Source organism: Pseudomonas sp. WS 5059 (genome assembly GCF_012985525.1).
Taxonomy (GTDB): Bacteria; Pseudomonadota; Gammaproteobacteria; order Pseudomonadales; family Pseudomonadaceae; genus Aquipseudomonas.
In genome coordinates, this window is record NZ_JAAQWO010000004.1 from 276,960 (window position 1) to 301,387 (window position 24,428).

General features: G+C 61.6%; 23 protein-coding genes. 6 read left to right on the plus strand and 17 right to left on the minus strand.

The features are described 5' to 3' along the window. Nucleotides 1–2: 2 nt before the first annotated feature. The 6 genes from HBO12_RS13640 to ubiE all read right to left on the minus strand — a co-directional run bounded on the left by HBO12_RS13640 (nucleotide 3) and on the right by ubiE (nucleotide 4,095). A complete protein-coding gene (locus tag HBO12_RS13640; RefSeq protein WP_170042383.1) occupies nucleotides 3–281 on the minus strand; it encodes a twin-arginine translocase TatA/TatE family subunit in 279 nt (92 codons plus the stop codon). 27 nt (nucleotides 282–308) lie between these two features. Continuing rightward, nucleotides 309–641: a phosphoribosyl-ATP diphosphatase gene (locus HBO12_RS13645; protein WP_029295998.1), complete on the minus strand. Its 333-nt coding sequence runs from the start codon at nucleotides 639–641 to the stop codon at nucleotides 309–311. A 2-nt stretch (nucleotides 642–643) separates the two neighbouring features. Continuing rightward, nucleotides 644–1,036 carry a phosphoribosyl-AMP cyclohydrolase gene (gene hisI / locus HBO12_RS13650; protein WP_169952418.1) on the minus strand — a complete coding sequence of 131 codons (393 nt, stop codon included), beginning with the start codon at nucleotides 1,034–1,036 and terminating at the stop codon, nucleotides 644–646. A 64-nt stretch (nucleotides 1,037–1,100) separates the two neighbouring features. Continuing rightward, complete coding sequence (ubiB, locus tag HBO12_RS13655; protein WP_169952416.1) at nucleotides 1,101–2,705, minus strand: ubiquinone biosynthesis regulatory protein kinase UbiB; 1,605 nt, start codon at nucleotides 2,703–2,705, stop codon at nucleotides 1,101–1,103. Continuing rightward, a complete protein-coding gene (locus HBO12_RS13660) occupies nucleotides 2,702–3,325 on the minus strand; it encodes a ubiquinone biosynthesis accessory factor UbiJ (protein WP_170042384.1) in 624 nt (207 codons plus the stop codon). The genes ubiB and HBO12_RS13660 overlap by 4 nt, the downstream gene beginning before the upstream one ends. Beyond that, nucleotides 3,325–4,095, minus strand: a complete 771-nt coding sequence (gene ubiE, locus HBO12_RS13665) for a bifunctional demethylmenaquinone methyltransferase/2-methoxy-6-polyprenyl-1,4-benzoquinol methylase UbiE (RefSeq protein ID WP_003209306.1) — start codon at nucleotides 4,093–4,095, stop codon at nucleotides 3,325–3,327. Before ubiE ends, HBO12_RS13660 begins: the two co-directional genes overlap by 1 nt. 155 nt (nucleotides 4,096–4,250) lie before the next feature. On the opposite strand from ubiE, the gene HBO12_RS13670 reads away from it, so the two are divergent. The 3 genes from HBO12_RS13670 to HBO12_RS13680 all read left to right on the plus strand — a co-directional run bounded on the left by HBO12_RS13670 (nucleotide 4,251) and on the right by HBO12_RS13680 (nucleotide 6,058). Further along, nucleotides 4,251–4,526: a polyhydroxyalkanoic acid system family protein gene (locus tag HBO12_RS13670; RefSeq protein ID WP_032862236.1), complete on the plus strand. Its 276-nt coding sequence runs from the start codon at nucleotides 4,251–4,253 to the stop codon at nucleotides 4,524–4,526. 138 nt (nucleotides 4,527–4,664) lie between these two features. Further along, nucleotides 4,665–5,087: a phasin family protein gene (locus HBO12_RS13675; RefSeq protein WP_076961706.1), complete on the plus strand. Its 423-nt coding sequence runs from the start codon at nucleotides 4,665–4,667 to the stop codon at nucleotides 5,085–5,087. An 11-nt stretch (nucleotides 5,088–5,098) separates the two neighbouring features. Beyond that, nucleotides 5,099–6,058, plus strand: coding sequence for a phasin family protein (locus tag HBO12_RS13680; protein ID WP_169952412.1), 960 nt, complete (start codon nucleotides 5,099–5,101; stop codon nucleotides 6,056–6,058). An 82-nt stretch (nucleotides 6,059–6,140) separates the two neighbouring features. Here HBO12_RS13680 and HBO12_RS13685 read toward each other — a convergent pair whose 3' ends face one another. The 10 genes from HBO12_RS13685 to HBO12_RS13730 form a co-directional block, all read right to left on the minus strand. Further along, nucleotides 6,141–6,761 (minus strand): TetR/AcrR family transcriptional regulator, encoded by a 621-nt coding sequence (locus HBO12_RS13685; protein ID WP_170042385.1) that lies wholly within the window; start codon nucleotides 6,759–6,761, stop codon nucleotides 6,141–6,143. A gap of 27 nt (nucleotides 6,762–6,788) precedes the next feature. Beyond that, entirely contained in the window at nucleotides 6,789–8,471 is a 1,683-nt protein-coding gene (phaC, locus tag HBO12_RS13690; RefSeq protein WP_169952408.1) for a class II poly(R)-hydroxyalkanoic acid synthase, read from the minus strand. Between the two features lie 102 nt (nucleotides 8,472–8,573). Continuing rightward, nucleotides 8,574–9,431 carry a poly(3-hydroxyalkanoate) depolymerase gene (phaZ, locus tag HBO12_RS13695; RefSeq protein WP_029296035.1) on the minus strand — a complete coding sequence of 286 codons (858 nt, stop codon included), beginning with the start codon at nucleotides 9,429–9,431 and terminating at the stop codon, nucleotides 8,574–8,576. 194 nt (nucleotides 9,432–9,625) lie between these two features. Continuing rightward, nucleotides 9,626–11,305, minus strand: coding sequence for a class II poly(R)-hydroxyalkanoic acid synthase (gene phaC / locus HBO12_RS13700; RefSeq protein WP_169952406.1), 1,680 nt, complete (start codon nucleotides 11,303–11,305; stop codon nucleotides 9,626–9,628). A gap of 250 nt (nucleotides 11,306–11,555) precedes the next feature. Then, nucleotides 11,556–11,933 carry a gamma-butyrobetaine hydroxylase family protein gene (locus tag HBO12_RS13705; RefSeq protein ID WP_169952404.1) on the minus strand — a complete coding sequence of 126 codons (378 nt, stop codon included), beginning with the start codon at nucleotides 11,931–11,933 and terminating at the stop codon, nucleotides 11,556–11,558. Between the two features lie 162 nt (nucleotides 11,934–12,095). Further along, on the minus strand, nucleotides 12,096–13,433 hold the full coding sequence (gene hslU, locus HBO12_RS13710; protein ID WP_169952401.1) for an ATP-dependent protease ATPase subunit HslU: 1,338 nt from the start codon (nucleotides 13,431–13,433) through the stop codon (nucleotides 12,096–12,098). Between the two features lie 38 nt (nucleotides 13,434–13,471). Then, the gene (gene hslV / locus HBO12_RS13715; protein ID WP_017738857.1) at nucleotides 13,472–14,002 is read right to left on the minus strand and encodes an ATP-dependent protease subunit HslV; all 531 of its coding nucleotides are present in this window, start codon (nucleotides 14,000–14,002) and stop codon (nucleotides 13,472–13,474) included. A gap of 255 nt (nucleotides 14,003–14,257) precedes the next feature. Beyond that, nucleotides 14,258–14,959, minus strand: coding sequence for an SPOR domain-containing protein (locus HBO12_RS13720; RefSeq protein ID WP_029296044.1), 702 nt, complete (start codon nucleotides 14,957–14,959; stop codon nucleotides 14,258–14,260). Nucleotide 14,960: 1 nt separating this feature from the next. Beyond that, on the minus strand, nucleotides 14,961–16,697 hold the full coding sequence (gene argS / locus HBO12_RS13725; RefSeq protein WP_169952399.1) for an arginine--tRNA ligase: 1,737 nt from the start codon (nucleotides 16,695–16,697) through the stop codon (nucleotides 14,961–14,963). A gap of 204 nt (nucleotides 16,698–16,901) precedes the next feature. Next, complete coding sequence (locus HBO12_RS13730) at nucleotides 16,902–19,121, minus strand: primosomal protein N' (protein ID WP_170042386.1); 2,220 nt, start codon at nucleotides 19,119–19,121, stop codon at nucleotides 16,902–16,904. A 202-nt stretch (nucleotides 19,122–19,323) separates the two neighbouring features. Between HBO12_RS13730 and rpmE the strand changes: the two genes are divergently transcribed. From rpmE to HBO12_RS13745, 3 genes are all read left to right on the plus strand, one after another. Next, nucleotides 19,324–19,554, plus strand: coding sequence for a 50S ribosomal protein L31 (gene rpmE, locus HBO12_RS13735; protein ID WP_029296053.1), 231 nt, complete (start codon nucleotides 19,324–19,326; stop codon nucleotides 19,552–19,554). A gap of 14 nt (nucleotides 19,555–19,568) precedes the next feature. Beyond that, nucleotides 19,569–20,375 (plus strand): thermonuclease family protein, encoded by an 807-nt coding sequence (locus HBO12_RS13740; RefSeq protein WP_169952395.1) that lies wholly within the window; start codon nucleotides 19,569–19,571, stop codon nucleotides 20,373–20,375. 183 nt (nucleotides 20,376–20,558) lie between these two features. Beyond that, nucleotides 20,559–21,827, plus strand: a complete 1,269-nt coding sequence (locus HBO12_RS13745; protein WP_057958076.1) for a malic enzyme-like NAD(P)-binding protein — start codon at nucleotides 20,559–20,561, stop codon at nucleotides 21,825–21,827. A gap of 132 nt (nucleotides 21,828–21,959) precedes the next feature. Here the strand turns inward: HBO12_RS13745 and HBO12_RS13750 are convergent, their stop codons facing one another. Beyond that, the gene (locus HBO12_RS13750; RefSeq protein ID WP_407073411.1) at nucleotides 21,960–24,401 is read right to left on the minus strand and encodes a penicillin-binding protein 1A; all 2,442 of its coding nucleotides are present in this window, start codon (nucleotides 24,399–24,401) and stop codon (nucleotides 21,960–21,962) included. Nucleotides 24,402–24,428 lie beyond the last annotated feature (27 nt).

The window sequence follows — 24,428 nt, forward strand, 5'->3', positions numbered from 1 at the left end:
GCTCACGAGTCTTTGCGGGACGGCTCTTCGACTTTCTCGGCCTGTACGTCGAAGGTGCGACGCTCGGTGATCGGCTGTGCCGCCTGCGGGTGTACAGGTTGCGCCGGTGGAACCGGGGTGGCGCCGGTATCGGCCGGCTTTTCGTCGTCGTTCATGGCCTTGCGAAAGCCCTTGATGGATTCGCCGACATCAGTGCCCAGGTTCTTCAGTTTCTTGGTACCGAACACCAGGACGACCACCACGAGAATGACGATCCAGTGTTTCCAGTCAAAAATGCCCATGCTGCAATTCCTCAGTCAGAAAGTTATTCAGGCGGACGGGCGCGAGGCCTTTTCGGCGTGCCCGGACAAGCCGAAGCGACGGTCCAGTTCATCCAGCACGGCCTGTGGGTGCTGCCCCAGTTGGGCGAGCATGACCAGGCTATGGAACCACAAGTCAGCGGTCTCATAGATGACATCGCTGTAATCGCCGCTGATTTCAGCATCCTTGGCGGCGATGATGGTCTCGACGGATTCTTCGCCGAGTTTTTCCAGAATCTTGTTCAGGCCCTTGTGGTACAGGCTGGCGACATAGGAGCTGTCGGCGTCCGCACCTTTGCGGTCCTCCAGCACCTGGGCCACACGGTTCAGGGTATCGCTCATGTTCAATGTCCTGCCGAGTAAATGGCGTGCGGGTCTTTGAGCACCGGCTCGACGGTTTTCCACGCGCCGTTCTCGAACACTCGGTAGAAGCAGCTGTGGCGGCCGGTATGACAGGCGATGTCGCCGACTTGCTCGACCATCAGCACGATCACGTCGGCGTCGCAGTCCAGGCGCATTTCGTGCAGCTTTTGTACATGCCCGGACTCTTCGCCCTTGCGCCACAGTTTGCCACGGGAACGTGACCAGTAGATGGCACGCTGCTCGGCGGCAGTCAGGCTCAGGGCCTCGCGGTTCATCCAGGCCATCATCAGGATGCGCCCGGTCTTGTGGTCCTGGGCAATGGCTGGCACCAGGCCGTCACTGTCCCATTTGATCTCGTCCAGCCAGTCTTTCATCTTCGACTCCGACAGCCGTGCGCGACCCGCCCCGGCAATGTGCAACAGTGTATAACCGGTCGGCCTATCGACGCACGACCAGATAAAGGCCCACGGCGACCATGATCCCGGCCGGCCAATGGCCCAGCTCGTTCAACGGCCCACCGGCTGCGAGCACCGCGCCACCGCCCAGGTGCGCCGCGCCCAGCAGGCGCAGGAACCAGTCGTCCTTGCGCTGGTGCCACGGCGGCGCCGGGTCCTTGGCGTGGGGCTGGGACATGCGCTCGAGCAGGTCGCGGGTCATGTTGGCCAGGTGCGGTAGCTGCTCGACCTGGCTTTGCAGGTTGCCCAGCAGGGTTTTCGGGCTGACGCGCTCGCGCATCCAGCGTTCGAGGAACGGTTGCGCGGTGTTCCACAGGTCCAGGTCCGGGTACAGCTGGCGGCCCAGGCCTTCGATATTGAGCAGGGTCTTTTGCAGCAGCACCAGTTGCGGCTGCACTTCCATATTGAAGCGTCGCGCGGTCTGGAACAGGCGCATCAGTACCTGGCCGAATGAAATATCTTTTAACGGTTTTTCGAAGATCGGCTCGCACACGGTGCGGATTGCTGCCTCGAACTCATTGAGCTTGGTTTCGGCCGGCACCCAGCCCGAATCGATGTGCAATTGCGCCACGCGCCGGTAGTCACGCTTGAAGAAGGCAAACAGGTTGCGCGCCAGGTAGTCCTGGTCCTCGGGGGTGAGGCTGCCGACGATGCCGCAGTCGATCGCGATGTACTGCGGGCTCCATGGATTTACCGTGCTGACGAAGATATTGCCGGGGTGCATGTCGGCGTGGAAGAAGCTGTCGCGAAACACCTGGGTGAAGAAAATCTCCACACCACGCTCGGCGAGCATCTTCATGTCGGTGCGCTGGTCGGCCAGGGTCGCCAGGTCCGTGACCTGCACGCCGTAGATGCGCTCCATCACCAGCACCTTTGGCCGGCACCAGTCCCAATAGACCTGCGGCACGTACAGCAGTGGCGAGCCTTCGAAGTTGCGCTTGAGCTGGCTGGCGTTGGCTGCTTCACGCAACAGGTCGAGTTCGTCGTAGATGGTTTTTTCGTAGTCGGCGACCACATCCACCGGGTGCAGCAGGCGCGCATCGGCAGAGAAACGCTCGGCGGCGCGGGCCAGAATGAACAGCCACGCCAGGTCCTGGCCGATGATCGGCTTGAGGCCAGGGCGGATCACCTTGACCACCACCTCTTCGCCGGTTTTAAGCTGCGCGGCGTGCACCTGGGCAACCGAGGCCGAGGCCAGGGGCTCGACGTCGAAACGGCTGAACACTTCGCTGATTTTCTTGCCCAGCTGTTCTTCGATCAGCTTCATCGACTGCTGTGAGTCGAACGGCGGCACGCGGTCCTGCAACAGCATCAGCTCGTCGGCGATATCCTCGGGTAGCAGGTCGCGACGGGTCGACAGGATCTGCCCGAACTTGATGAAGATCGGCCCCAGGTCCTGCAAGGCCAGGCGCAGGCGCGCGCCACGGCTCAGGTCCAGGGTCTTGCGCGGGAACCAGCGCCACGGCAGCACGTAGCGCACTGCCAGCAACAACCACGGCAGCGGCAGGGCGAACAGCAGGTCATCGAGGCGGTAGCGAATGACGACGCGTTGGATTCGGAACAGACGGCGGACGGCGAGCAGCTTCATGCGTTATCGCTTGGATCAAGGGAGCGGCTCAGGCGCTCGAAGCGCGCCTCAAGCCGTTCCAGGTCGAGTTTGGCCTGGTCGAGTTCACGAAAGCGCGCTTCGGCTTCCCGTTGTCCGACGAGGGTGCGCGATTCTTCGCTCAGGTATTCGGCGAGGTTCTTATTGAGACTGGCGAAACCCGGCTGGTACCAGCGCGAAAGGCTGCGCAGGTGCCCGCTGATCAACTGGGTGGCCACCGGGCCGAGCCAGCGCGACAGCTCGTATTCCCAGTCCAGCTCCAGGTCTTGCAGCACGGCGGCCAGGTCCATCAGCACCGCGCTGTCGCCTTCAAGGGTCACCTCGGGGCCGTGCAGGATCGCGGTCTTGTCACGGCTCAAGGCCAGGCGCAGCAGGCTCGCCGCCGGTGCACGCAGGGTGCAGTCGGCATCGGCGGCCCAGTGCGCGGCGAGCATCAGGCCTTCGTCGCTGGGCAGGATAAACAGCTGCAAGGCCGGGCTGGTGCAATCGACGGCAATGATCTTGCCGTTCAGGTGCGCCAGCCGTGCCAGGGCGGTGCTGTCCAGGCGCAGGACACGGTTGAGGCCGTGTTCGACACTGGCGAGAAGGCCCGTGAACAACATCAGGGCTTGATGCCGCGATGCAGGGCGACGATACCGGAGGTCATGTTGTGATAGGTCACGCGGTCGAAGCCGGCCTCGACCATCATCGACTTCAGGGTTTCCTGGTTAGGGTGCATGCGGATCGACTCGGCCAGGTAGCGATAGCTCTCGGCATCATTGGTGATCAGCTTGCCCATCAACGGCATGAAGGCGAACGAGTAGGTGTCGTAGACCTTGGACATCAGCGCGTTGGTCGGCTTGGAGAACTCCAGCACCAGCAGGCGACCACCGGGCTTGAGCACCCGCAGCATCGAGCGCAGGGCGTCTTCCTTGTGGGTCACGTTGCGCAGGCCGAAGGCGATGGTCACGCAGTCGAAATGGTTGTCGGGGAACGGCAGCTTTTCAGCGTCGGCCTGGACGAACTCGATGTTGCCGGCCACGCCCTTGTCCAGTAGGCGATCGCGGCCGACCTTGAGCATCGAGCCGTTGATGTCCGCCAATACCACCTGGCCGGTGGGGCCAACGAGCTTGGAGAACTTGGCGGCCAGGTCGCCGGTGCCACCGGCGATATCCAGCACCCGGTTGCCGGTGCGCACGCCGGACAACTCGATGGTGAACCGTTTCCACAGGCGGTGCATGCCGCCCGACAGCACGTCGTTCATCAGGTCGTACTTGGCGGCCACGGAGTGGAACACTTCAGCGACTTTTTCCGCTTTCTGGCTTTCCGGGACGTTCTTGAAGCCGAAGTGAGTGGTGGGTTCGGCATCGCTGCCTTTGCGCTGATCAGTCATATCGCTGTCACCAAAAGAGAATGGGGGCATTCTAATCCCCAAGGCATGCTTTGTCTTGGCAAGGCTGAAGGTAAGATAGGTGGCCGCCGAGACCTTTTGCCGCATGGCGGGTAAGCAGGGTGCTCAATACGTCTTTATAACGAGGAGTCATTCAAATGGCCCGCATACAGATTGAACGTGCCCACGCACTGGGTAAGGAAGCTGCCAGGGCGAAAGCCGAGAAGTTGGCGCATAAACTCAAGGAACAATATGGCCTGGAGCCATCTTGGTCTGGCGACACGTTGAACCTCAAGCGTTCCGGCGTCAAAGGCACGCTGAAAGTGGCCGAGGATTCGTTAAGGATTGAAGTGGAACTGGGCCTGTTGATGTCGGCCATGAGTGGCACCATCAAGTCCGAAATCGAGAAGGCCCTGGATAAAGCCCTGGCCTGATCTGCGACTGCGCGCCGCATTGGCTGGAGGCTCATTGTGCTGTTCTTAGGGTGCCGATTCTAATTTTTCTCCCTACTTTGTACTCAGCCCTCAACTCCTGTGGGCAGTTCCTCCACCCTTTTATGCGTGAGGTGCACCATGGCCAAAGTTATTTTGAAGAAAAAAATCGACACCCAAATCAGCGCTCTGAGCGACGTTAAAACCTATGCTCGCAAGATCTGGCTGGCGGGTTTGGGGGCTTACGCGAAGGTCGGCAGCGAAGGCAGCGAGTACTTCAAGGAGCTCGTTAAGACCGGTCAACATGTTGAAAGCAAAGGCAAAAAAGTTGTGAATGAACAACTTGATGCCGCCAACAGTCAGATTGATTACGTTAAGAGCAATGTCTCCAGCGTCAAAGGTCGCGTCGAAGTGCAACTGGATAAAGTCGAGAAGGCTTTTGACGCGCGTGTTGCAAGTGCCTTGAATCGAATCGGCATTGCGTCTAAACATGACGTGGAGACACTCTCTGCTAAGCTCGATGAGCTAACGGCATTGCTCGAACGTGTCGCGCGTAAACACTAAGGAGACATCGGATGGCTGTTAAAAAGACTACTCAGAAAGAAGGCAGCTCTTGGGTCGGGAAAGTTGAAGAATACTCCCGCAAGATCTGGCTGGCTGGTTTAGGCGTGTACTCGAAGATCGACAGTGACGGCAGTAAACTCTTCGAGACTTTGGTTAAAGACGGTGAGAAGGCCGAGAAGTTGACCAAGAGCACAGTCGGTAAACAAGTAGATGCGGCCAAGGCGAGCGCGAGTTCGGCCAAGTCCCGTATCAGTGATGCGAAAAAGCAGGTACTGGGTACTTGGGGCGAACTTGAAGGTGCACTCGACAAGCGCCTGAACAGTGCTATTTCGCGCCTGGGCGTGCCGAGCCGCAATGAAGTGAAGGCGCTGCACAGCAAGGTCGATACCCTGACCAAGCAAATCGAAAAGCTGACCGGTGCTAAAGTCGCTCCCGTCAAAGCAGCGGCCAAGCCTGCTGCCAAGCCGGCCGCGAAAACGGCTGCGGCCAAACCTGCGGCGAAAACCGCGGCCAAGCCACTGGTCAAGGCCGCGGCCAAGCCAGCCGCTAAACCTGCAGCCAAGCCAGCGGCGAAAACGGCAGCAGCCAAACCTGCCGCCAAGCCTGCTGCCAAGAAGCCAGTAGCGGCTAAAGCTGCTGCAAAACCAGCGGCCAAGCCGGCAGCGAAACCTGCTGCCAAGCCTGTGGCAAAAACGGCTGCGGCCAAGCCGGCTGCCAAGCCAGTGGCAGCAAAACCCGCTGCCAAACCGGCCGCCGCGAAGCCTGCAGCCAAGCCAGCAGCGGCAAAACCTGCGGCAAAGCCAGCAGCGAAAAAGCCGGCCGTAGCCAAGAAACCTGCAACGCCCAAGCCTGCTGTAGCGGCCAAGCCTGCAACCCCGGCACCTGCGACCAACTCGGCCACCGCGCCGACGCCCGCCGCAGCGACCCCGACTGTAACGCCGGCCACCCCGACGCCATCCAGTCAGTCCTGATTTACACGGGACAAATAAAAGCGCCCGGCCTGCAAAGGTCGGGCGTTTTTACTGGGCGCTTGCAACAGCACACCCCACATTGTTAATCGGTGTCATCCAGGTATTTGAGTGCAAAACGCTCGGTAGCCAACCGCGCCGGCATCAACAGATGCGGCGCCACCAGCATCATCACTTGATACACCGCCACCCGCACTTCGGCCTCACGATCGAGGATGCGTTGGTAATCCAGGGAAAACAGCAGGGTCATGGTGATCTGCTCCACCAACTGCCCCAGTGCCTGGGTATCGCTGACCAACTGCCCTTCGGCCTTGAGCCGCGCCAGCAGCGAAGCCAGGGTGCGCTTGAGCGCGGTCAGCAGGTTGCGAATGCCCTTGGCTAGCTTGGGCAAGCGCCCGGCCAGGTTCGACAGGTCCTGGAACAGGAACCGATAGTGCGCCATGCGCTCGACGATCAAGTGCAGGAACAGCCAGTAATCCTCCGGTGCCAACTGCACATCGGCCGGCGGGTCGAGCAGCGGCGCCAACTCCCCCTGAAAACGCTCGAACAGCCCCAGTACCAGGGGTTCCTTGCCATGGAAGTGGTAATAGAGGTTGCCGGGGCTGATCCCCATTTCATTGGCCACCTCCATGGTTGAAACATTTGGTTCGCCCTTGTGGTTGAACAACAGCAGGGCACATTCAAGGATCCGGTCGCGGGTTTTCATCCAGTCTTCTTAGTCTGATCGTTGAGCTCAGCGCACTCGCACATAAGTGCCCGGCGCCGCTTCCATCGGTGGGTAGTTCTGGTTGCCCAGGGCCGTCAGGGTTTCGCGCTGCACCCCGGAGCGTTGTTGGATCCACTCAAGCCACTGCGGCCACCAACTGCCCTCGATGTGGCTGGCGTCGTAGTACCAGGCGCGGGGGTCGCTGCTCAGCTTGAGGTTCTCGACAAAATTCGCCTTGGGATTGCCCGGCGGGTTGAGGATGCTCTGGATATGCCCGCTGTTGGAGAGCACGAAGCGCTTGTCGCCGCCCAGCAGCAAGGTTGAGCGGTAGACCGCGTCCCAGGGCGTGATGTGATCGTTGATCCCTGCCACGCTAAAGCTGTCCACCGTGACTTTCTGCAAGTCGATGGGCGTGCCGCAGACTTCCAGGCCACCGGGGTGGCTCAGTGGGTTGTGCTTGAAAAAATCCAGCAGATCGCCGTGCAAGGCTGCCGGCAGGCGGGTGTTGTCGTTGTTCCAGTACAGGATGTCGAACGCCGGTGGCTCCTTGCCGAGCAGGTAGTTGTTGATCCAGTAATTCCAGATCAGATCATTGGGGCGCATCCAGGCGAAGACCTTGGCCATGTCGCGGCCATCCAGCACGCCCTGTTGATAGGAGCGGCGCTTGGCCGCTTCCAGGGTCTGTTCGTCGGCAAACAGCATGGCGGGGCTGTCGATCTGGCTGTCCAGCAGGCTTACCAGGTAGGTGGCACTGGCGACCCGCCGTTGTTGGCGCTTGGCTTGCAGATGGCCTTGCAGGGCGGCGATGGTCAGGCCCCCGGCGCAGGCGCCCATCAGGTTCACTTCACGGGCGCCGCTGATCGCCCGGCAGATGTTCAGGGCCTCTTCCAGGGCCGCCACGTAGGTCGACAGGCCCCACTCGCGATGGCGCACGTCGGGGTTGCGCCAACTGACCATAAACACCTGCAGGCCGTTTTTCAGGGCGTACTGCACGAAGCTGTTGGCTGGGCTCAAATCGAAAATGTAGTACTTGTTGATTTGCGGCGGCACCACCAGCAGCGGCTTGGCGTACTGTTTTTCGCTCATGGGCTTGTACTGGATCAGCTCCAGCAGTTCATTGCGAAACACCACCGAGCCAGGCGTGGTGGCCACCGTCTTGCCGACCTCGAAGGCCTGCTTGGTGACCTGGCGCGGCAGGCCGTTGTTGTGCAGCAAGTCATCGAACAGGTTGCTCATGCCACGCACCACGCTGTTGCCGCCGGAGTTGAGCAACTCCTTGATCGCCAGCGGGTTGAGCAGGGTGTTGGACGGCGACACCGCATCGTTGAGCAACGAGAAGGCAAAATGCGCCCGCGCGCGGTCGTCTTCGCTAAGGCTGCTGTCGTCGATCCAATGCCGGGTCTGTTTCTGCCAGCTCAAATAAGCTTGCAGGCTGCGCCGGTACAGGGGGTTGAGGGTCCAGGTGGGGTCGGCGAAGCGGCTGTCGTGGGGGTTGGGTTCGTGCACGGTTTCACCCAGTAGTACCCGGCCCAATTGCCCACCCAATGCCAACGCATGCCGCGCGCTGTGCAGCGGGTTGCGCAAGCCATGGGCGGCGACACTGCGCAGGGTCGACAGCAGATCCCGGCCGCGCAGCCCGGTGATCGCACTTTGTGCATTGATGAACGCGGCGGGTGTAGGCGCCGGGACGTTTACGGGTCGGTCACGCATGGGTCAACACTCCTTCGTCAATTCGCCAACAAGCACGCCAATTCAGAACCATAGTCGGTTCTGGCCAAGTTGCGCGTAGGGGTCGTCCTGACCCGATACCGCTCAGGTGTTGCTATAGGGCGCCGGCTGCGGATGGATCACCGCACGCAGGCGTTCCTCCTGGAGAAACTTCATGATGATCGGTGCCACGGCTTCGGCCCGGGTGATCAGGAACAGATGGCCATCGTCGATGATGTGCAGTTGGGCATTGGGAATGCGCCAGGCCAGCATGCGCATGTTGACCAGCGGGATCAGTGGGTCGTCGTCGCCGGCCAGTACCAGGGTCGGTTGCTTGATCTTGTGCAGCCAGTGAATGCTGGTCCAGCCCAGGCCCGCAAACAGTTGCCAGTAGTAGCCCAGCTTGCCGGCCGAGCGCACCTTGCTCGCGTGTTCGGCGGCCAGTTTCGAGTCGCGGCGGAACGAGCCGCCATAAATCATCGGTGCGATACGCACCACATGGGACGGTTGGATGTAGCGCCGCGGGCTGGCCATCAGCCATAGCACTTTCGGCTTGCCGGGCACCATAAAGGCGCCGGCGGCGGTGGCGGCGAGGATCAGCTTTTTGCAGCGTTCCGGGTAGTCGTAGGCAAACTGCTGCGCCAGGGCGCCGCCCCAGGAAACCCCCACGGCATTGACCTGGCCATAGTCCAGGTAATCGAGCATGCGCGCGGTGAGTTTGGCCAGGCCGGGAAAACGATAGGGGCGGCTGGGTGTCGACGACCCGCCGACGCCGGGTACGTCGAAGGCAATCACTTCCAGGTCCGGGTCCAGAGCCTGGACGAACGGAAACACCAGCTCAAGGTTGGCGCCGATGCCGTTGAAAATCAGCAATGGCGTCAAGTGAGACTTGCCCGGTCGTACCGCCGTGCGGATGGTCTGGCCATCCAGGTCGATGGTACGGAAGATGAACGGTTGCGGCATGCTCAAGCCCTGTGAAGTGTTACTGCTGGAATGCGGCCCATGCGGGAGCAGGTGTGTGTGGGAGCGGGCTTGCCCGCGATGGCATCAACTCGGCCTGACAGATACACCGTGTTGCCTGCATCGCGAGCAAGCCCGCTCCCACCCTGACCGAGTTCCCACATTTGATCTCATTGCAATCACACAAAAGTGTGGCCTTAGCGCTCGTGAACGTATGTGCCTGGCGCAGCCTCTGCTGCTGCGTAGGTCTTGTTACCCAAAATCGTAGGGGACTTCTTGAGCTTGCCTGAACGCTCACCCACCCAGCCCTGCCAGTGCAGCCACCACGAGTCGGTATGCTTGGTGGCATTTTCCTGCCAGTCCAATGCCTTCTCGCCCATGCTCTCGCTGGTCTGGTAGCGCGCCTTGGGGTTGCCGGGCGGGTTGAGGATGCTCTGGATATGCCCGCTGCTGGACAGCACGAACTCGACCTTGCCGCCAAACAACTGCGCCGACTTGTAGCAGGACTGCCACGGCGTGATGTGGTCGTTGGTGCCCGCCAGCGAGTAGATGTCGGCTGTCACCTGCTTGAGGTCAATCGGGGTGCCGCACACTTCCAGGGCATTGGCCCGCACCAGCGGGTTGTTTTTGAACAGTTCGATCAAGTCGCCGTGGAAGGCTGCCGGCAGGCGCGTGGTGTCGTTGTTCCAGAACAGGATGTCGAACACCGGCGGCTCATTGCCCAGCAGGTAGTTGTTGACCCAGTAGTTCCAGATCAGGTCATTGGGGCGCATCCAGGCAAATACCTTGGCCATGTCCCGGCCTTCCAGCACGCCGGCCTGATACGAATGGCGCTTGGCCGCTTCCAGGGTCTGCTCGTCGACGAACAGGGCCACCTGGGTGTCGAGGGTGGTGTCCAGCACGCTCACCAGCAAGGTCAGGGCGTTGACCTTCTTCTCGCCCAGCGCCGCGTAGTGGCCCAGCAGCGCGGTGCAGGTGATGCCGCCCGAACAGGCGCCGAGCATGTTGATGTCCTTGCTGCCGGTAATCGCCGTGACCACATCGACCGCCTCTTTCAGCGCTTCGATATAGGTCGACAGGCCCCATTCGCGCTGGGCCTTGGTGGGGTTGCGCCAACTGACGATAAAGGTTTGCTGATTATTGCGCAGACAGAAACGCGCCAGGCTCTTGTCCGGGCTCAGGTCGAACACATAAAACTTGTTGATCTGCGGCGGCACCACCAGCAGCGGGCGCTCGTACACCTGTTCGGTGATCGGCTTGTACTGGATCAGCTCCAGCACGTCATTGCGAAACACCACCGCGCCTTCGCTGGTGCCCAGGCTCTTGCCCACTTCAAAGGCGCCCATGTTCACCTGGCTCGGCATGCCGCCGTTGTGCACCAGGTCCTTGGCCAGGTGCGAGAGGCCATCGAGCAGGCTCTTGCCACCGGTTTCAAAGAAGCGTTTGACGGCGGCCGGGTTAGCGGCGCTGTTGGTCGGTGCCATGGCCTCGGTCATCAGGTTGATGACGAAGTGGCCGCGGCTGATGTCCTGCTCCGACAGGTTGCTGTCGCCGATCCAGTCGTGCAGCTCCTTGCGCCACGCCAGATAGGTTTGCAGGTAGCGTTTGTAGAGCGGGTTCTGGCTCCACGCCGGGTCATTGAAGCGACGGTCATCGCTCTCGGGGGCAAGCTCGGACTTGCCGAACACCACATTCTTCAATTCGACGCCAAAGTGGGCGACGTGCTTGACGCTGTGCAGCGGTTGCTTGATGGCCTGGGTCAGCACCATGCGCGCAGAAGCCAGTAAATCCTTTTTCCGTAATGCGATGATCGGGTTGAGCCCCAGGGTGTTTTCCGAGGCCTGGCGTTTCAAGTCATCGTTATTCTTGTTACTCATCTACGACGCTCCATTGTCCGAAAGACGAGTACCGGGTACCGCTGTGCTCCCAATTATCGAGGCACAACACAAGCCTGGTACTGCTGCTCGGGTGACCGTAAATACCGCATCGTCAAATGCAGGGAACTTGCCAATTCCATTGGTTACCCGAGTTTAATTTTTTTCGCAAGCGGGCCAATCTTTGGCCACACGGAGGGGCATTCAAGCAGATGAAATTAGAAAATGCCCACTAATGAGCAAGAGGCTTGAGTTAGAGCATCAGCTTGACGACGGACTGGCTCGGGTCGCGGGTTTTTCCGGCCGCCTTGAGCTCGGCAAGATAATCGGCCCACAGCTCGTCCTGACGTACGGCGAGTTGGTAGAGGTAGTCCCAAGTGAACAGTCCGCTGTCATGACCGTCGTCGAAGGTCAATTTCAGTGCGTACTGCCCGGCAGGTTCGATCTTGGTCAGGCCGACATTCAGCTTGCCAAATTGCAGGATCGGTTTGCCGTGGCCCTGGACCTCGGCGGAAGGGGAGTGGACCCGCAGCAGTTCGGCGCTCAGGTGATAGACCTCGTCGGGGCCGTAGGTCAGCGAGAGGGTCTTGGAGGCTTTGTGCAGGTTGATGGCGGTAGGCAGTTTGGTCATTTGGGGAACCGCTCAGAGATGATCCTGAAGGAACCGGCTTTAAAATGTGGGAGCGGGCTTGCTCGCGAATGCGGTGGGTCAGTCACCGTTGCATAAACTGACCCACCGCATTCGCGAGCAAGCCCGCTCCCACATTAAAGCAGAGCGGTTCCTGCGTAAGGCTTACAGGATATAACGAGACAGGTCTTCGTTCTGCGCCAATTCGCCCAGGTGGCTGTTGACGTAGTCGGCGTCGATCCTGATTGCCACGCCATTCTGCGCGCCCGCCATGTCGCCGGCGCTGAAGGACACTTCCTCAAGCAGGCGCTCAAGCAGGGTGTGCAGGCGACGGGCGCCGATGTTCTCGGTCTTCTCGTTGACCTGCCAGGCAATTTCCGCCAGGCGCTTGATGCCATCCGGCAGGAACTCGATCCCCAGGCCTTCGGTTTTGAGCAGCTCGCGGTATTGCTCGGTCAGCGAAGCATGCGGTTCGCTGAGGATGCGTTCGAAGTCGCCCGGCGTCAGGGCCTTGAGCTCCACGCGAATCGGCAGGCGGCCTTGCAGCTCGGGCACCAGGTCGCTGGGCTTGCTCAGGTGGAACGCACCGGAAGCGATAAACAGGATGTGGTCAGTCTTGACCATGCCCAGCTTGGTATTGACCGTGCAGCCTTCGATCAGCGGCAGCAGGTCGCGCTGCACGCCTTCGCGGGATACATCGACGCCACCGGAATTGCCGCGCTTGGCCACCTTGTCGATCTCGTCGATAAACACGATGCCGTGCTGCTCGACCGCTTCCAGGGCCTTGGCCTTGAGCTCTTCCTCGTTGACCAGGCGCCCGGCTTCTTCGTCACGCACCAGCTTGAGCGCGTCCTTGACCTTGAGCTTGCGGTTTTTCTTCTTGCCCTTGCCCATGTTGGCGAACAGGTTCTGCAGCTGGCTGGTCATTTCTTCCATGCCGGGCGGTGCAGAGATGTCGACGCCGGCGCTTTCGGCGACTTCGATCTCGATTTCCTTGTCGTCCAACTGGCCTTCACGCAGGCGCTTGCGGAACAGCTGGCGCGTGTTGGAATCCGAGGCGGGGGCGGCGTCTTCATTGAAGCCCGTGCGTGCCGGTGGCAGCAGGGCGTCGAGGATGCGTTCTTCGGCGGCGTCTTCGGCGCGGTGGCTGACCTTGGTCATTTCCTGTTCGCGCAAAAGTTTCAGGGCGGCGTCGGCCAGATCACGGATGATCGACTCGACGTCGCGGCCCACATAGCCGACTTCGGTGAACTTGGTCGCTTCGACCTTGATGAACGGTGCGTTGGCCAGCTTGGCCAGGCGCCGGGCGATCTCGGTCTTGCCGACACCGGTCGGGCCGATCATCAGGATGTTCTTGGGGGTTACTTCAACGCGCAATTCTTCGGGCAGTTGCATCCGGCGCCAGCGGTTACGCAGGGCGATGGCAACGGCGCGCTTGGCATCGTCCTGGCCGATGATATGGCGATTGAGTTCGTGGACGATTTCGCGGGGAGTCATGGACATAGTGGTGTGTGGTCCTCAAGCAGGAACAAGCCGACGGCTTATTCCGCGAGGTCCTGCTCCTCAATGGTCAGGTTGTGGTTGGTGAACACGCAGATATCGCCGGCGATACCGAGGGCGGTCTCGACGATTTCCCGGGCCGACAGGTCGGTTTTTTTCAGCAGGGCGCTGGCTGCGGCCTGGGCATAGCCACCGCCGGAACCCATGGCGATCAGGCCGTTCTCGGGCTCCACCACGTCACCGTTGCCGGTGATGATCAAGGAGGCGTCTTTGTTGGCGACGGCGAGCATGGCTTCGAGGCGGCTGAGGGAGCGATCGGTGCGCCACTCCTTGGCCAGTTCGACGGCGGCACGCACCAGATGGCCCTGGTGTTTTTCCAGTTGGCCTTCAAAGCGTTCGAATAAGGTAAAGGCGTCAGCGGTGGCACCTGCAAAACCGGCGAGGACCTGGCCGTGGTACAGGCGGCGCACTTTTTTGGCGTTGCCTTTCATCACGGTATTACCAAGGGAAACCTGGCCGTCGCCGCCCATGACGACTTTGCCGTGGCGACGAACTGAAACGATGGTGGTCAAGGGGAGAGTCTCCACGCTGCGGGGCGAAAATGCCCTGATGGAACTCATATGGGGGTGGCGGGGGAGATTTCAACCGTAGGAAGGGTGCGCGGACGAGTGGTGTCTAGCGGGCCGGCACAAGCTCAAGAGCACTATAAAACCAATGTGGGAGCTGGCTTGCCTGCGATCGCGGTGCACCCGTCACTGAAAATATTGACTGATACACCGTCATCGCAGGCAAGCCAGCTCCCACATCTGATCCATGTTGCCTGTGGCTCAACGGCTCTGGCGTTGTTGTAACAACAGGTTGCTAAAGCCCGCGCCCGCCAGTTGCTTCTGGGCCACGGTCAGCTGTTCACGATTGCTGAACGGTCCCACCAGCACGCGATACCAGGTCGCTTCCTTCACCGTCCCGGATTCCACAGTCACCGTCTGCCCGAGCAGGATAATCTGCGCCCGCACCCGGTCCGCATCCGCCTGCTTGGGGAACGAGCCTGCCTGCAGGAAGAACTTGGTGACCGGTGCCGCCTTGGTAGTGGCAACCGGTGGTGCCGGCGGCGGGGTAATCCCGGCCAACGCCGCCTGGGCTCGTGCGGTGTCGATCTTGGCTGCTTCCGCCGGGGTTACCGGGGTGGTCGGCACTTGCGGCGTCGGCAGGGTTTTCTCCGGCACGGCGTCTTGCGGCACGATCACTTCCGATTCCGGCAGCAGCGTATAGAAGTCGTATTTCGGCTTCACAGGCGCGGTTGGGCTCGGCGGTGTCTTGTTCGCTTCGGCGATCTTGCTGGCCTTCTGCTGCTCCTGCTTGACCCGCTTGACGTCTTCGCCCTGGCCCGGCTCCAGTTTCATCAGGAACACGATAAACGCACCGACCGACAGGCCGATGGCCAGCCACATCCAGCCCGGGATCGGTTGTTTGGCCGGTGCCTGGTAGCGGCTGGCGCCGCGCTTGGGTGCAGGTTTTTTCTTGGCTGCCAACTTACATACGCTCCAGAGTTTCCAGGCCCAACAGTTCCAGGCCTTGCTTGAGGGTCCGTCCAGCCAGTGCGGCGAGGCGCAGGCGGCTTTGCTTTTGCGTTTCGTCGTCGGCGCTCAGGATCGGGCAGTTCTCGTAGAAGCTGGAGAACAACCCGGCGACTTCATACAGGTAGGTGCACAAAATGTGCGGCGTACCTTTCTCGCCCACGCTGTTGAGCACTTCGCCGAACTGCGCCAGCTTGGCGGCCAGGTCGTGCTCTTGCGGCGCTTGCAGGATGATCTGGCCGTCGACTTCGCTGAAATCCTTGCCCAGCTTGCGGAACACGCCCGCCACACGGGTGTAGGCATACAGCAGGTACGGCGCGGTGTTGCCTTCGAAGTTGAGCATCAGCTCGAAGTTGAAGCTGTAGTCGCTGGTGCGATGCTTGGACAGGTCGGCGTATTTCACCGCGCCGATGCCCACCACCCGGGCGATATTGCGCAGCTCGGCTTCCGCCAGTTCCGGGTTCTTTTCCTTCACCAGGTTGTAGGCACGCTCCTGGGCTTCGTTCAGCAGGTCGATCAGCTTCACGGTGCCGCCGTCGCGGGTCTTGAACGGGCGGCCATCGGCGCCGTTCATGGTGCCAAAGCCCATGTGTTCCATGTGCATCGGGTGGGTGACGAAACCGGCGCGGCGCGCCACTTCGAACACTTGCTGGAAGTGCAGGGCCTGGCGCTGGTCGACGAAATACAGCGCACGGTCGGCCTTGAGCACGCCGCTGCGGTAGCGCACGGCCGCCAGGTCGGTGGTGGCGTACAGATAGCCGCCGTCGGCCTTGACGATGATCACCGGCAGCGGCTCGCCGTCGGCGGTCTTGAATTCGTCGAGGAACACACACTGGGCGCCGTTGCTCTCGACCAGCAGGCCCTTGGCCTTGAGGTCGTTGACTACGTTGATCAGGTCGTCGTTGTAGGCACTTTCGCCCATCACGTCGGCCATGGTCAGCTTGACGTTCAGCAGTTCGTAGATTTTCTGGCAGTGGGACAGGGAAATATCGCGGAAACGTGCCCACAGCTCCAGGCATTCCGGGTCGCCGGCCTGCAGCTTGACCACCAGGCCACGGGCGCGGTTGGCGAACTCTTCGGATTCGTCAAAGCGCTTCTTGGCGGCGCGGTAGAAGTTTTCCAGGTCCGACAGCTCGTTGCTGGTGATGGGGTTCTCTTGCAGGTACGCCATCAGCATGCCGAACTGGGTGCCCCAGTCGCCCACGTGGTTCTGGCGGATCACGGTGTCGCCAAGAAACTCCAGGACCCGCGCCACGCCGTCGCCAATGATGGTCGAGCGCAGGTGGCCGACGTGCATTTCCTTGGCCAGGTTGGGGGCCGACAGGTCGATGGCCACGCGCTGCAGCGGGCCGGCCTTGCGCACGCCGATCTTGGCGTCGGCCAGGGCGGCGTCCAGGCGTGAAGCCAGGGCCTGGGTGTTCTGGAAAATATTGATAAAGCCTGGGCCGGCGATTTCGGCCTTGCTGACCTGTGGGTCGGCCGGCAGCGCGGCAATGATTTTTTCCGCGAGGTCGCGTGGTTTCATGCCCGCAGGCTTGGCCAGCATCATTGCGATGTTGCTGGCGAAGTCGCCGTGGGTCTTGTCTCGAGAGTTTTCCACCTGGATCGCCGGCGTCAGGCCTTCAGGCAACACACCTTCGTTGACGAGTTGGGTGAGGGCTTGTTGGATCAACTGGCGAATTGTGTCTTTCATGGTGTTCTCTTTCGACCGCAAGCGGCGGTGCGCGATGCGCAGGTGGAAAAACTGGACATTATCCGGTGCGAGGGCGGGCTTGCCAACCTTCAAGGTCCGTTACTGGACCTGCGGGCCTCATCGCGGGCAAGCCCGTTCCCACATTTTGATGTGTGAATACCGTCAAATGTGGGAGCCGGCCTGCCTGCGATAGCAATTTATATATCAGTACAAATCCACCGGATCGACATCCAACGACCATCGCACCTGTCGCCCGCTGGGCATTTGCTCCAGCGCAAGTAACCAGCTACTTAATAGCCGATGCAGCGGTGCGCGGGCGGTGGCTTGCAACAGGAGCTGAGCGCGATAACGTCCGGCGCGGCGCTCCATCGGTGCTGGCACAGGGCCCAGCAACTCGATGCCGCTCAGACCCAGCTCACCGAGCAAACGTTCAGCGGCGCTGCATGCCTCGTCCAGGAAACCTTCGGCCTGCCCCGGTTTATGGGCCTCGGCGCGCAACAGCGCAAGGTGCGCAAAGGGCGGCAAGCCGGCGGAGCGACGCTCGCTCAACGCCTGCTCGGCGAAGGCGAAATAGCCTTGTTCTGTCAGTTGAATCAGCAGGGGGTGGTCGGCCAGGTGGGTCTGGATGATCACTTTGCCAGGCTCTTCGGCGCGCCCGGCGCGGCCTGCGACCTGCACGATCAGTTGCGCCATGCGTTCGCTGGCGCGGAAGTCCCCGGAGAACAGCCCGCCGTCGGCATCCAGGATCGAGACCAGGGTCACCCGTGGGAAGTGATGGCCTTTAGCAAGCATCTGCGTGCCGACCAGGATGCACGGCTGGCCTTTCTGGATGGTGGCGAACAGCTGGTTCATCGCATCCTTGCGCGACGTACTGTCGCGGTCCACCCGCAGTACCGGGAAGTCCGGAAACAGAATCCCCAGGCGTTCCTCGGCGCGCTCGGTGCCTGCGCCCACGGGCCGCAGGTCGACTTTTCCGCATTGCGGGCAGTGGCGCGGGACCCGCTCCACATGGCCGCAGTGATGGCAGCGCAGCTCGCCGGAGCGCTGGTGCACGGTCATGCGCGCATCGCAGCGGTTGCACTCGGACATCCAGCCGCAGTCGTGGCACAGCAGGGTCGGCGCAAAGCCCCGGCGATTGAGGAACACCAGCACTTGCTGGCCGGCCGCCAGGGTCTGGCCGATGGCTTGCTGCATCGGCCCGGAGATGCCGCTGTCCAGTGGCCGGCTTTTCACATCCAGGCGCAGGAAGCGCGGTTGCTTGGCGCCGCCCGCGCGCTCGTTGAGGCGCAGCAGGCCGTAGCGCCCGGTGTAGGCGTTGTGCAGGCTCTCCAGGGAGGGCGTGGCCGAGCCCAGCACAATCGGGATGTTTTCCTGGCGGGCGCGCACCAGGGCCAGGTCGCGGGCGTGGTAGCGCAGGCCTTCCTGCTGTTTATAAGAGCCGTCGTGTTCTTCGTCGATGATGATCAGGCCGGGATTTTTCATCGGCGTGAACAGCGCCGAACGGGTGCCGATAATAATGTCGGCCTCGCCGTCCCGGGCGGCCAGCCAGGATTCCAGGCGCTCGCGGTCGTTGACGGCCGAGTGCACCAGGGCGATCCGCGCATTGAAACGCTGCTCGAAGCGCGCCAGGGTCTGGGGGCCGAGGTTGATCTCGGGGATCAGCACCAGGGCCTGCTTGCCGGCTTCCAGGGTTTCGCGGATCAGTTGCAAATAGACTTCGGTCTTGCCGCTGCCGGTGACGCCGGCCAGCAGGAACGCGTGGAAGCTGTCGGTGCCGGCGCTGATGGCCTCAAACGCGGCGCGCTGCTCCGGGTTCAGTGGCAGTTCCGGTTGGGCCAGCCAGTGCTCGTGGCGCTCGCCGGGGGCGTGGCGGCGGATTTCCACCTGCACCAGGTCCTTGGCCAGCAGCAGGTCGAGGCTGTCCTTGCTCAGCATCAGTTTGCTCAGCAATTGGTGCGCCACGCCATGTGGATGCTGCGCCAGGGTGGCCAGGGCCTCGCGCTGGCGCGGGGCGCGGGCGATGCGCGGGTCGTCCAGGCGCGCGCCGGGCGTTATCGACCAGAAGCGCTCCTGGCGGGTCTCGGCCAGCTCGCCCTGGCGCAACAGCACTGGCAACGCCCAGCTCAAGGTGTCGCCCAGGCTGTGCTGGTAATACTGGGAAGTCCACAGGCACAGCTTGAACAGCGACGCCGGCAGTGGCGGCGTGGCGTCCAGGATGGCCAGGGCCGGCTTGAGCTTTTCTGCCGGCACTTCGCTGTGGTCCGCCACTTCGATCAGAATCCCGATCATCTCCCGCCGGCCAAACGGTACGCGCACGCGCATCCCCGGCTGCAACTGCGACCTTACGACACCCGCAGGCGCCCGATAGTCGAAGAGGCGGCGCAGGGGCGAGGGCAGGGCGAGGCGCAAAATGGCGTCGGGCACGCGGGAGGTTCTCATATGGCAGACGGTGAAGAAGGGCGCGAGCCTAGCAGACCCGCAGGGGAGTGTCCTGCCACAGTTTCTGATGAAAGGGGGCATGGCGGCGCTTGCGTGATTAAAAAGCTCTGGTAGAATCCGCGGCCTAATTACGTGCGGTATTCGACAATAGTGTCGAGTGGCGGCACGCTAGCCTGAGGAAGACACCATGAAAGCCGATATCCATCCAGCGTACGAAACCATCCAAGTTACTTGCAGCTGCGGCAACAAGTTCGAAACTCGTTCGAACCTGTGCAAGCCACTGGGTACTGACGTATGCAACGAGTGCCACCCGTTCTACACCGGTAAGCAGAAGACTCTGGATACTGGCGGCCGTGTACAGCGCTTCGCCGACCGTTTCGGCGCTTTCGGCAAGAAAGCTCCAGCTGCTGCAGAGTAAGGTTCGAAAGCCTGATGGGCTTTTACCTGCTTATGAAGAAGGCGTCCCTTGTGGGCGCCTTTTTTGTGCCCGCGATTTGGCTGTCGGCCGCCCAGGCCGAGGTGTTTTGCCCAGCGCCGGCCTCGGTCAGCGCCGTCGAGGTGCAGCGCGTGGTGGATGGCGACACCGTCCGTCTCAAGGACGGGCGCAGTGTGCGCATGATCGGCGTCAACGCCCCGGAGACCGGCAAGAAAGGCCGCCCGGACGAGCCATTCGCCGTGGCCGCGCGCCAACGCCTGCAAGGGCTGGTGGATGCCAGTGGTGGTCGGGTCGGCTTGGTGTCGGGTCGCGAGGGCAAGGACCGTTATGGGCGAACCCTGGCGCACCTTTATGGGGCCAACGGTGCGAATCTGGAGGCGCAACTGCTCGCCGAGGGCCTCGGGTTCCTGGTGGCGGTGGCGCCCAATGTCGATCTGGTCGCCTGCCAGCAAGCCGCCGAGCGCAGTGCGCGGGCGGCCAGGTTGGGTCTGTGGCGCCAGTCGCCTGTGCAGAAAGCCGGGCAAATCCAGCAGTCGGGCTTCGCCGTGGTCAGCGGGCGCGTGAGCAAGGTCGAACGCAATCGCGGCGGGATCTGGATCGAATTGCAGGACTCACTGGTATTACGGGTTGCACCCAATCTGGTCGGGCAATTTGATAACGCCCTGCTCAAGCGCCTGCAAGGCCAGGAGGTCGAGGCTCGTGGCTGGGTGCTGGACCGTTCCCGACGTGGTGGCCTGAAAAGTGGCCAGGCACGCTGGCTGCTCCCCTTGACCGATCCCGGCATGCTGCAATTGGCACAATAAGAAAAAATTGTAGACATTTTTTCAGTCGATTGTGAACAGTTGTAGGCCTTGTATCCCGTGGCTCTTGGCCGAAAGTCGTAGGGCAGGGCCCTTGACACCGGTGACTGCCCAGTCTTGTAGGGACTTTGCGACACGAGTATCCTCGGCGGTCCGTCGTCCAACAGTAAAAAGCGGAATGCCGATATGTCTGATTTGAAAACTGCCGCTCTCGAATATCATGCCCATCCTCGTCCAGGAAAGCTGAGTGTCGAGCTCACCAAAGCCACTGCTACCGCACGCGACCTGTCGCTGGCGTACAGCCCCGGTGTAGCCGAGCCCGTGCGTGAAATCGCCCGCGATCCTGAACTGGCCTACAAATACACCGGCAAGGGCAATCTGGTTGCAGTGATTTCTGATGGCACCGCGATTCTCGGCCTGGGTAACCTCGGCCCATTGGCTTCCAAGCCAGTGATGGAAGGCAAGGGCGTGCTGTTCAAGCGCTTTGCCGGCATCGACGTATTCGACATCGAAGTCGACTCCGAAAGCCCGCAAGCCTTCATCGACACCGTCAAGCGCATCTCCATCACCTTCGGTGGCATCAACCTGGAAGACATCAAGGCACCTGAGTGCTTCGAGATCGAAAAGGCCCTGATCGAACAGTGCGACATCCCGGTATTCCACGATGACCAGCACGGCACCGCGATCGTTACTGCGGCCGGCATGATCAACGCCCTGGAAATCGCTGGCAAAACCCTGTCCGACGCGAAAATCGTCTGCCTGGGCGCCGGTGCCGCGGCCATCTCGTGCATGAAGCTGATCGTGAGCATGGGTGCCCGGCTTGAAAACATCTACATGGTCGACAGCAAGGGCGTGATCCAGTCCGAGCGTACCGACCTGAACCAGTACAAGGCGATGTTTGCCCACCCGTCCTCCAAGCGCACGCTGGCTGACGCACTTGACGGTGCTGACGTGTTCGTCGGCCTGTCCGGCCCGAACCTGCTGAGCGCCGAAGGCCTGAAGTCCATGGCGGCCAACCCGATCGTGTTCGCCTGCTCGAACCCTGATCCGGAAATTGCCCCGGAACTGGCGCACGCCACCCGTAACGACGTGATCATGGCCACTGGCCGTTCGGACTACCCGAACCAGGTCAACAACGTACTGGGCTTCCCGTTCATCTTCCGTGGCGCCCTGGACGTTCGCGCCAAGCGCATCAACGAAGAGATGAAAGTAGCTGCCGCCAACGCCCTGCGTGAACTGGCCAAGCTGCCGGTACCTCAGGACGTATGCGACGCCTACGGTGGCGCCAAGCTGGAATTTGGCCGTGAGTACATCATTCCCAAGCCAATGGACAAACGCCTGATCACCGTGATCTCCGATGCCGTGGCCAAGGCCGCCATCGAGACAGGTGTGGCAACCCTGCCGTATCCGAAGAACTACCCGCTGCAAAGCGTGGATGATGTGTTCAACGGCTAAGCCGTTGTAGCGCACCAACAAAAAGCCCCGGCTCTTGCGAGTCGGGGCTTTTTTGTGGCTGTGCAAAACGGGGGGAGGGTACACCGTCAAAATGTGGGAGCGGGCCCGCTGCCACAATTGGATCTGTGTTTGTCAGAACAGATCGATTGGCGCCGACTCATCCGCTGGCAGCGGGCTGCCCGGTGCCACGCCATTGCCCAGTTCATTCATCGACGGCGGCGTGTCTTCGCTCTTGAACAGTTCAAAGTACGCATTCGGCGTGCCCGGTGCTGCAGCGCGGCCGCTGATCGGGTCGATGCGCAGGCTGAGGATGCCTTCCGGCTCGGCCTGGGTGTGAGCCGGCTTGTCCTTGAGGGCGGCGCCCATGTAACTCATCCAGATCGGCAAGGCGACGGTGCCGCCGTATTCGCGGCGACCGAGGCTTTCTGGCTGGTCGTAACCCGTCCAGACGGTGGTGATGTAATCGGCGTTGTAGCCGGAGAACCACGCATCCTTGGATTCGTTGGTGGTACCGGTCTTGCCTGCCAGGTCCGTGCGACCCAGGGCCAGGGCGCGACGGCCGGTGCCGCGCTTGATCACGTCCTGCAGCATGCTGGTAAGAATGTAGGTGGTCCGCCCATCAACCACGCGCTCTGCCACCGCCGGTGCCTGCGGGGCAGAAGCGGCATCGGTAGGTGCCGTGCCAGGCGCAGGCTCGACGGTGATGCCACCATTGGCGGGCGCGGCCAGGCCATCGCTGGCGGCAACGCCGTTGGGCACGCTCGGCGGGTTGGCGACAAACAGCGTGTCGCCGTTGCGGCTTTCGATCTTGTCGATCAGGTACGGCGTGACCTTGTAGCCGCCGTTGGCGAATACGCTCCAGCCGGTGGCGATCTCCATTGGCGTGAGGGTCGCGGTGCCCAGGGCCAGGGACAGGTTGGGCGGCAGGTCCTGCTTGTTGAAGCCGAAGCGGGTCATGTAGTCGATGGTCTTGCCCACGCCCATCGCTTGCAGCAGGCGGATCGATACCAGGTTGCGCGACTTGTACAGCGCCTCGCGCACGCGGATCGGGCCGAGGAAAGTGTTGGTGTCGTTCTTCGGGCGCCAGACCTTGTCCAGGTACTCGTCGACAAACACGATAGGCGCGTCGTTGACCAGGCTGGCGGCGGTGTAGCCGTTATCCAGCGCGGCACTGTAGACAAATGGCTTGAAACTGGAGCCCGGCTGGCGCTTGGCCTGGGTGGCGCGGTTGTAGTTGCTCTGCTCGAAGGCGAAGCCCCCGACCAGGGCGCGGATTGCACCGTTCTGCGGGTCCAGGGAGACCAGTGCGCCCTGGGCGACCGGGACTTGGCTGAATTTCAGGCTGTCGTCCTTCTGGCGCTGCACGCGGATCAGGTCACCGACCTGGGCCACATCAGATGGCTGCTTGGGCATCGGCCCCATGCTGTTGGTGTTCAGGAAGGGGCGCGCCCACTTCATGCTGTCCCACGCCACATGTTCTTCGCCGCTGCGGGTCAGGACCTGCACGCCATCCTTTTTTACCTGGGTGACGATGGCTGGATCCAGGCCGCTGATGGAGCGCTGCTTGCCCAGTTCGACGGTCCAGGCGCTCAGGGTCTTGCCCGGCAGGCGCGATTCCGGTCCACGGTAGCCGTGGCGCTGGTCATAGGTGATCAGGCCTTCATGCACCGCGTGGTTGGCGATTTCCTGCAAGTTGCTCGGAATGGTCGTGGTAACGCGGAAACCTTCGGTGTAGGCATCGCTGCCATAGCGGCCAACCATTTCGGCGCGGGCCATCTCGGCGATGTACGGTGCGCTGACTTCTGGCGTCGGCACGTGGTAGCTGGCGTTCAGCGGCTCGGCCACCGCCGTCTCATAGGCGTTCTGGTCGATCTTGCCCAGCTTGTACATGCGCCCCAGGATCCAGTCGCGACGCTCCTTGCTGCGGGCCGGGTTGGCCAGCGGGTTGAAGCGCGACGGGGCCTTGGGTAGGCCGGCAATCATGGCCATTTGTGCCAGGCTGGCGTCGCGAATCGACTTGCCGTAGTACACCTGGGACGCCGCCTCGATCCCATAGGCGCGGTTGCCCAGGTAGATCTTGTTGACGTACAGCTCAAGGATTTCATCCTTGGTCAGTTGGCGTTCGATCTGCAGCGCCAGGAGGATTTCCGTGGCCTTGCGCGAGAAGCTGCGCTCGCTGGTGAGGAAGAAGTTCTTCGCCACCTGCATGGTGATGGTGCTGCCGCCCGATTGAATGTGTCCGCTTTTTACCAGCTGCGTGGCTGCGCGCACCAGGCTGCTGGGGTCCACGCCATAGTGGTTGGCAAAATTATCGTCTTCAGCCGACAGCAGGGCATTGATGAAATTGGGTGGAATGTCGGCGAAACGGATCGGGGTGCGGCGCATTTCGCCGAACTCCGCGATCAGTTTTTCATCGCTGCTGTAGACCCGCAAAGGAATCTGCAACTGGATACTTCTCAGGGCCTCTACCGAGGGCAATCCCGGACTAAGGTAGAGATAGGCGCCGCTGAACACGAGCAGCAGCCCGCAAACGATAGCGACGAAGGAGTACCCGAAAAACTTCAGCAGACGAATCAAGGCTTTTGGATTTCCAGAGAAAAG

Coding starts and splice junctions, on each gene's coding strand:
- HBO12_RS13640 (WP_170042383.1), bottom strand. CDS start 281: ATGGGCATTTTTGACTGGAAACACTGGATCGTCATTCTCGTGGTGGTC.
- HBO12_RS13645 (WP_029295998.1), bottom strand. CDS start 641: ATGAGCGATACCCTGAACCGTGTGGCCCAGGTGCTGGAGGACCGCAAA.
- hisI (WP_169952418.1), bottom strand. CDS start 1,036: ATGAAAGACTGGCTGGACGAGATCAAATGGGACAGTGACGGCCTGGTG.
- ubiB (WP_169952416.1), bottom strand. CDS start 2,705: ATGAAGCTGCTCGCCGTCCGCCGTCTGTTCCGAATCCAACGCGTCGTC.
- HBO12_RS13660 (WP_170042384.1), bottom strand. CDS start 3,325: ATGTTGTTCACGGGCCTTCTCGCCAGTGTCGAACACGGCCTCAACCGT.
- ubiE (WP_003209306.1), bottom strand. CDS start 4,095: ATGACTGATCAGCGCAAAGGCAGCGATGCCGAACCCACCACTCACTTC.
- HBO12_RS13670 (WP_032862236.1), top strand. CDS start 4,251: ATGGCCCGCATACAGATTGAACGTGCCCACGCACTGGGTAAGGAAGCT.
- HBO12_RS13675 (WP_076961706.1), top strand. CDS start 4,665: ATGGCCAAAGTTATTTTGAAGAAAAAAATCGACACCCAAATCAGCGCT.
- HBO12_RS13680 (WP_169952412.1), top strand. CDS start 5,099: ATGGCTGTTAAAAAGACTACTCAGAAAGAAGGCAGCTCTTGGGTCGGG.
- HBO12_RS13685 (WP_170042385.1), bottom strand. CDS start 6,761: ATGAAAACCCGCGACCGGATCCTTGAATGTGCCCTGCTGTTGTTCAAC.
- phaC (WP_169952408.1), bottom strand. CDS start 8,471: ATGCGTGACCGACCCGTAAACGTCCCGGCGCCTACACCCGCCGCGTTC.
- phaZ (WP_029296035.1), bottom strand. CDS start 9,431: ATGCCGCAACCGTTCATCTTCCGTACCATCGACCTGGATGGCCAGACC.
- phaC (WP_169952406.1), bottom strand. CDS start 11,305: ATGAGTAACAAGAATAACGATGACTTGAAACGCCAGGCCTCGGAAAAC.
- HBO12_RS13705 (WP_169952404.1), bottom strand. CDS start 11,933: ATGACCAAACTGCCTACCGCCATCAACCTGCACAAAGCCTCCAAGACC.
- hslU (WP_169952401.1), bottom strand. CDS start 13,433: ATGTCCATGACTCCCCGCGAAATCGTCCACGAACTCAATCGCCATATC.
- argS (WP_169952399.1), bottom strand. CDS start 16,697: ATGAAAGACACAATTCGCCAGTTGATCCAACAAGCCCTCACCCAACTC.
- rpmE (WP_029296053.1), top strand. CDS start 19,324: ATGAAAGCCGATATCCATCCAGCGTACGAAACCATCCAAGTTACTTGC.
- HBO12_RS13740 (WP_169952395.1), top strand. CDS start 19,569: ATGGGCTTTTACCTGCTTATGAAGAAGGCGTCCCTTGTGGGCGCCTTT.
- HBO12_RS13745 (WP_057958076.1), top strand. CDS start 20,559: ATGTCTGATTTGAAAACTGCCGCTCTCGAATATCATGCCCATCCTCGT.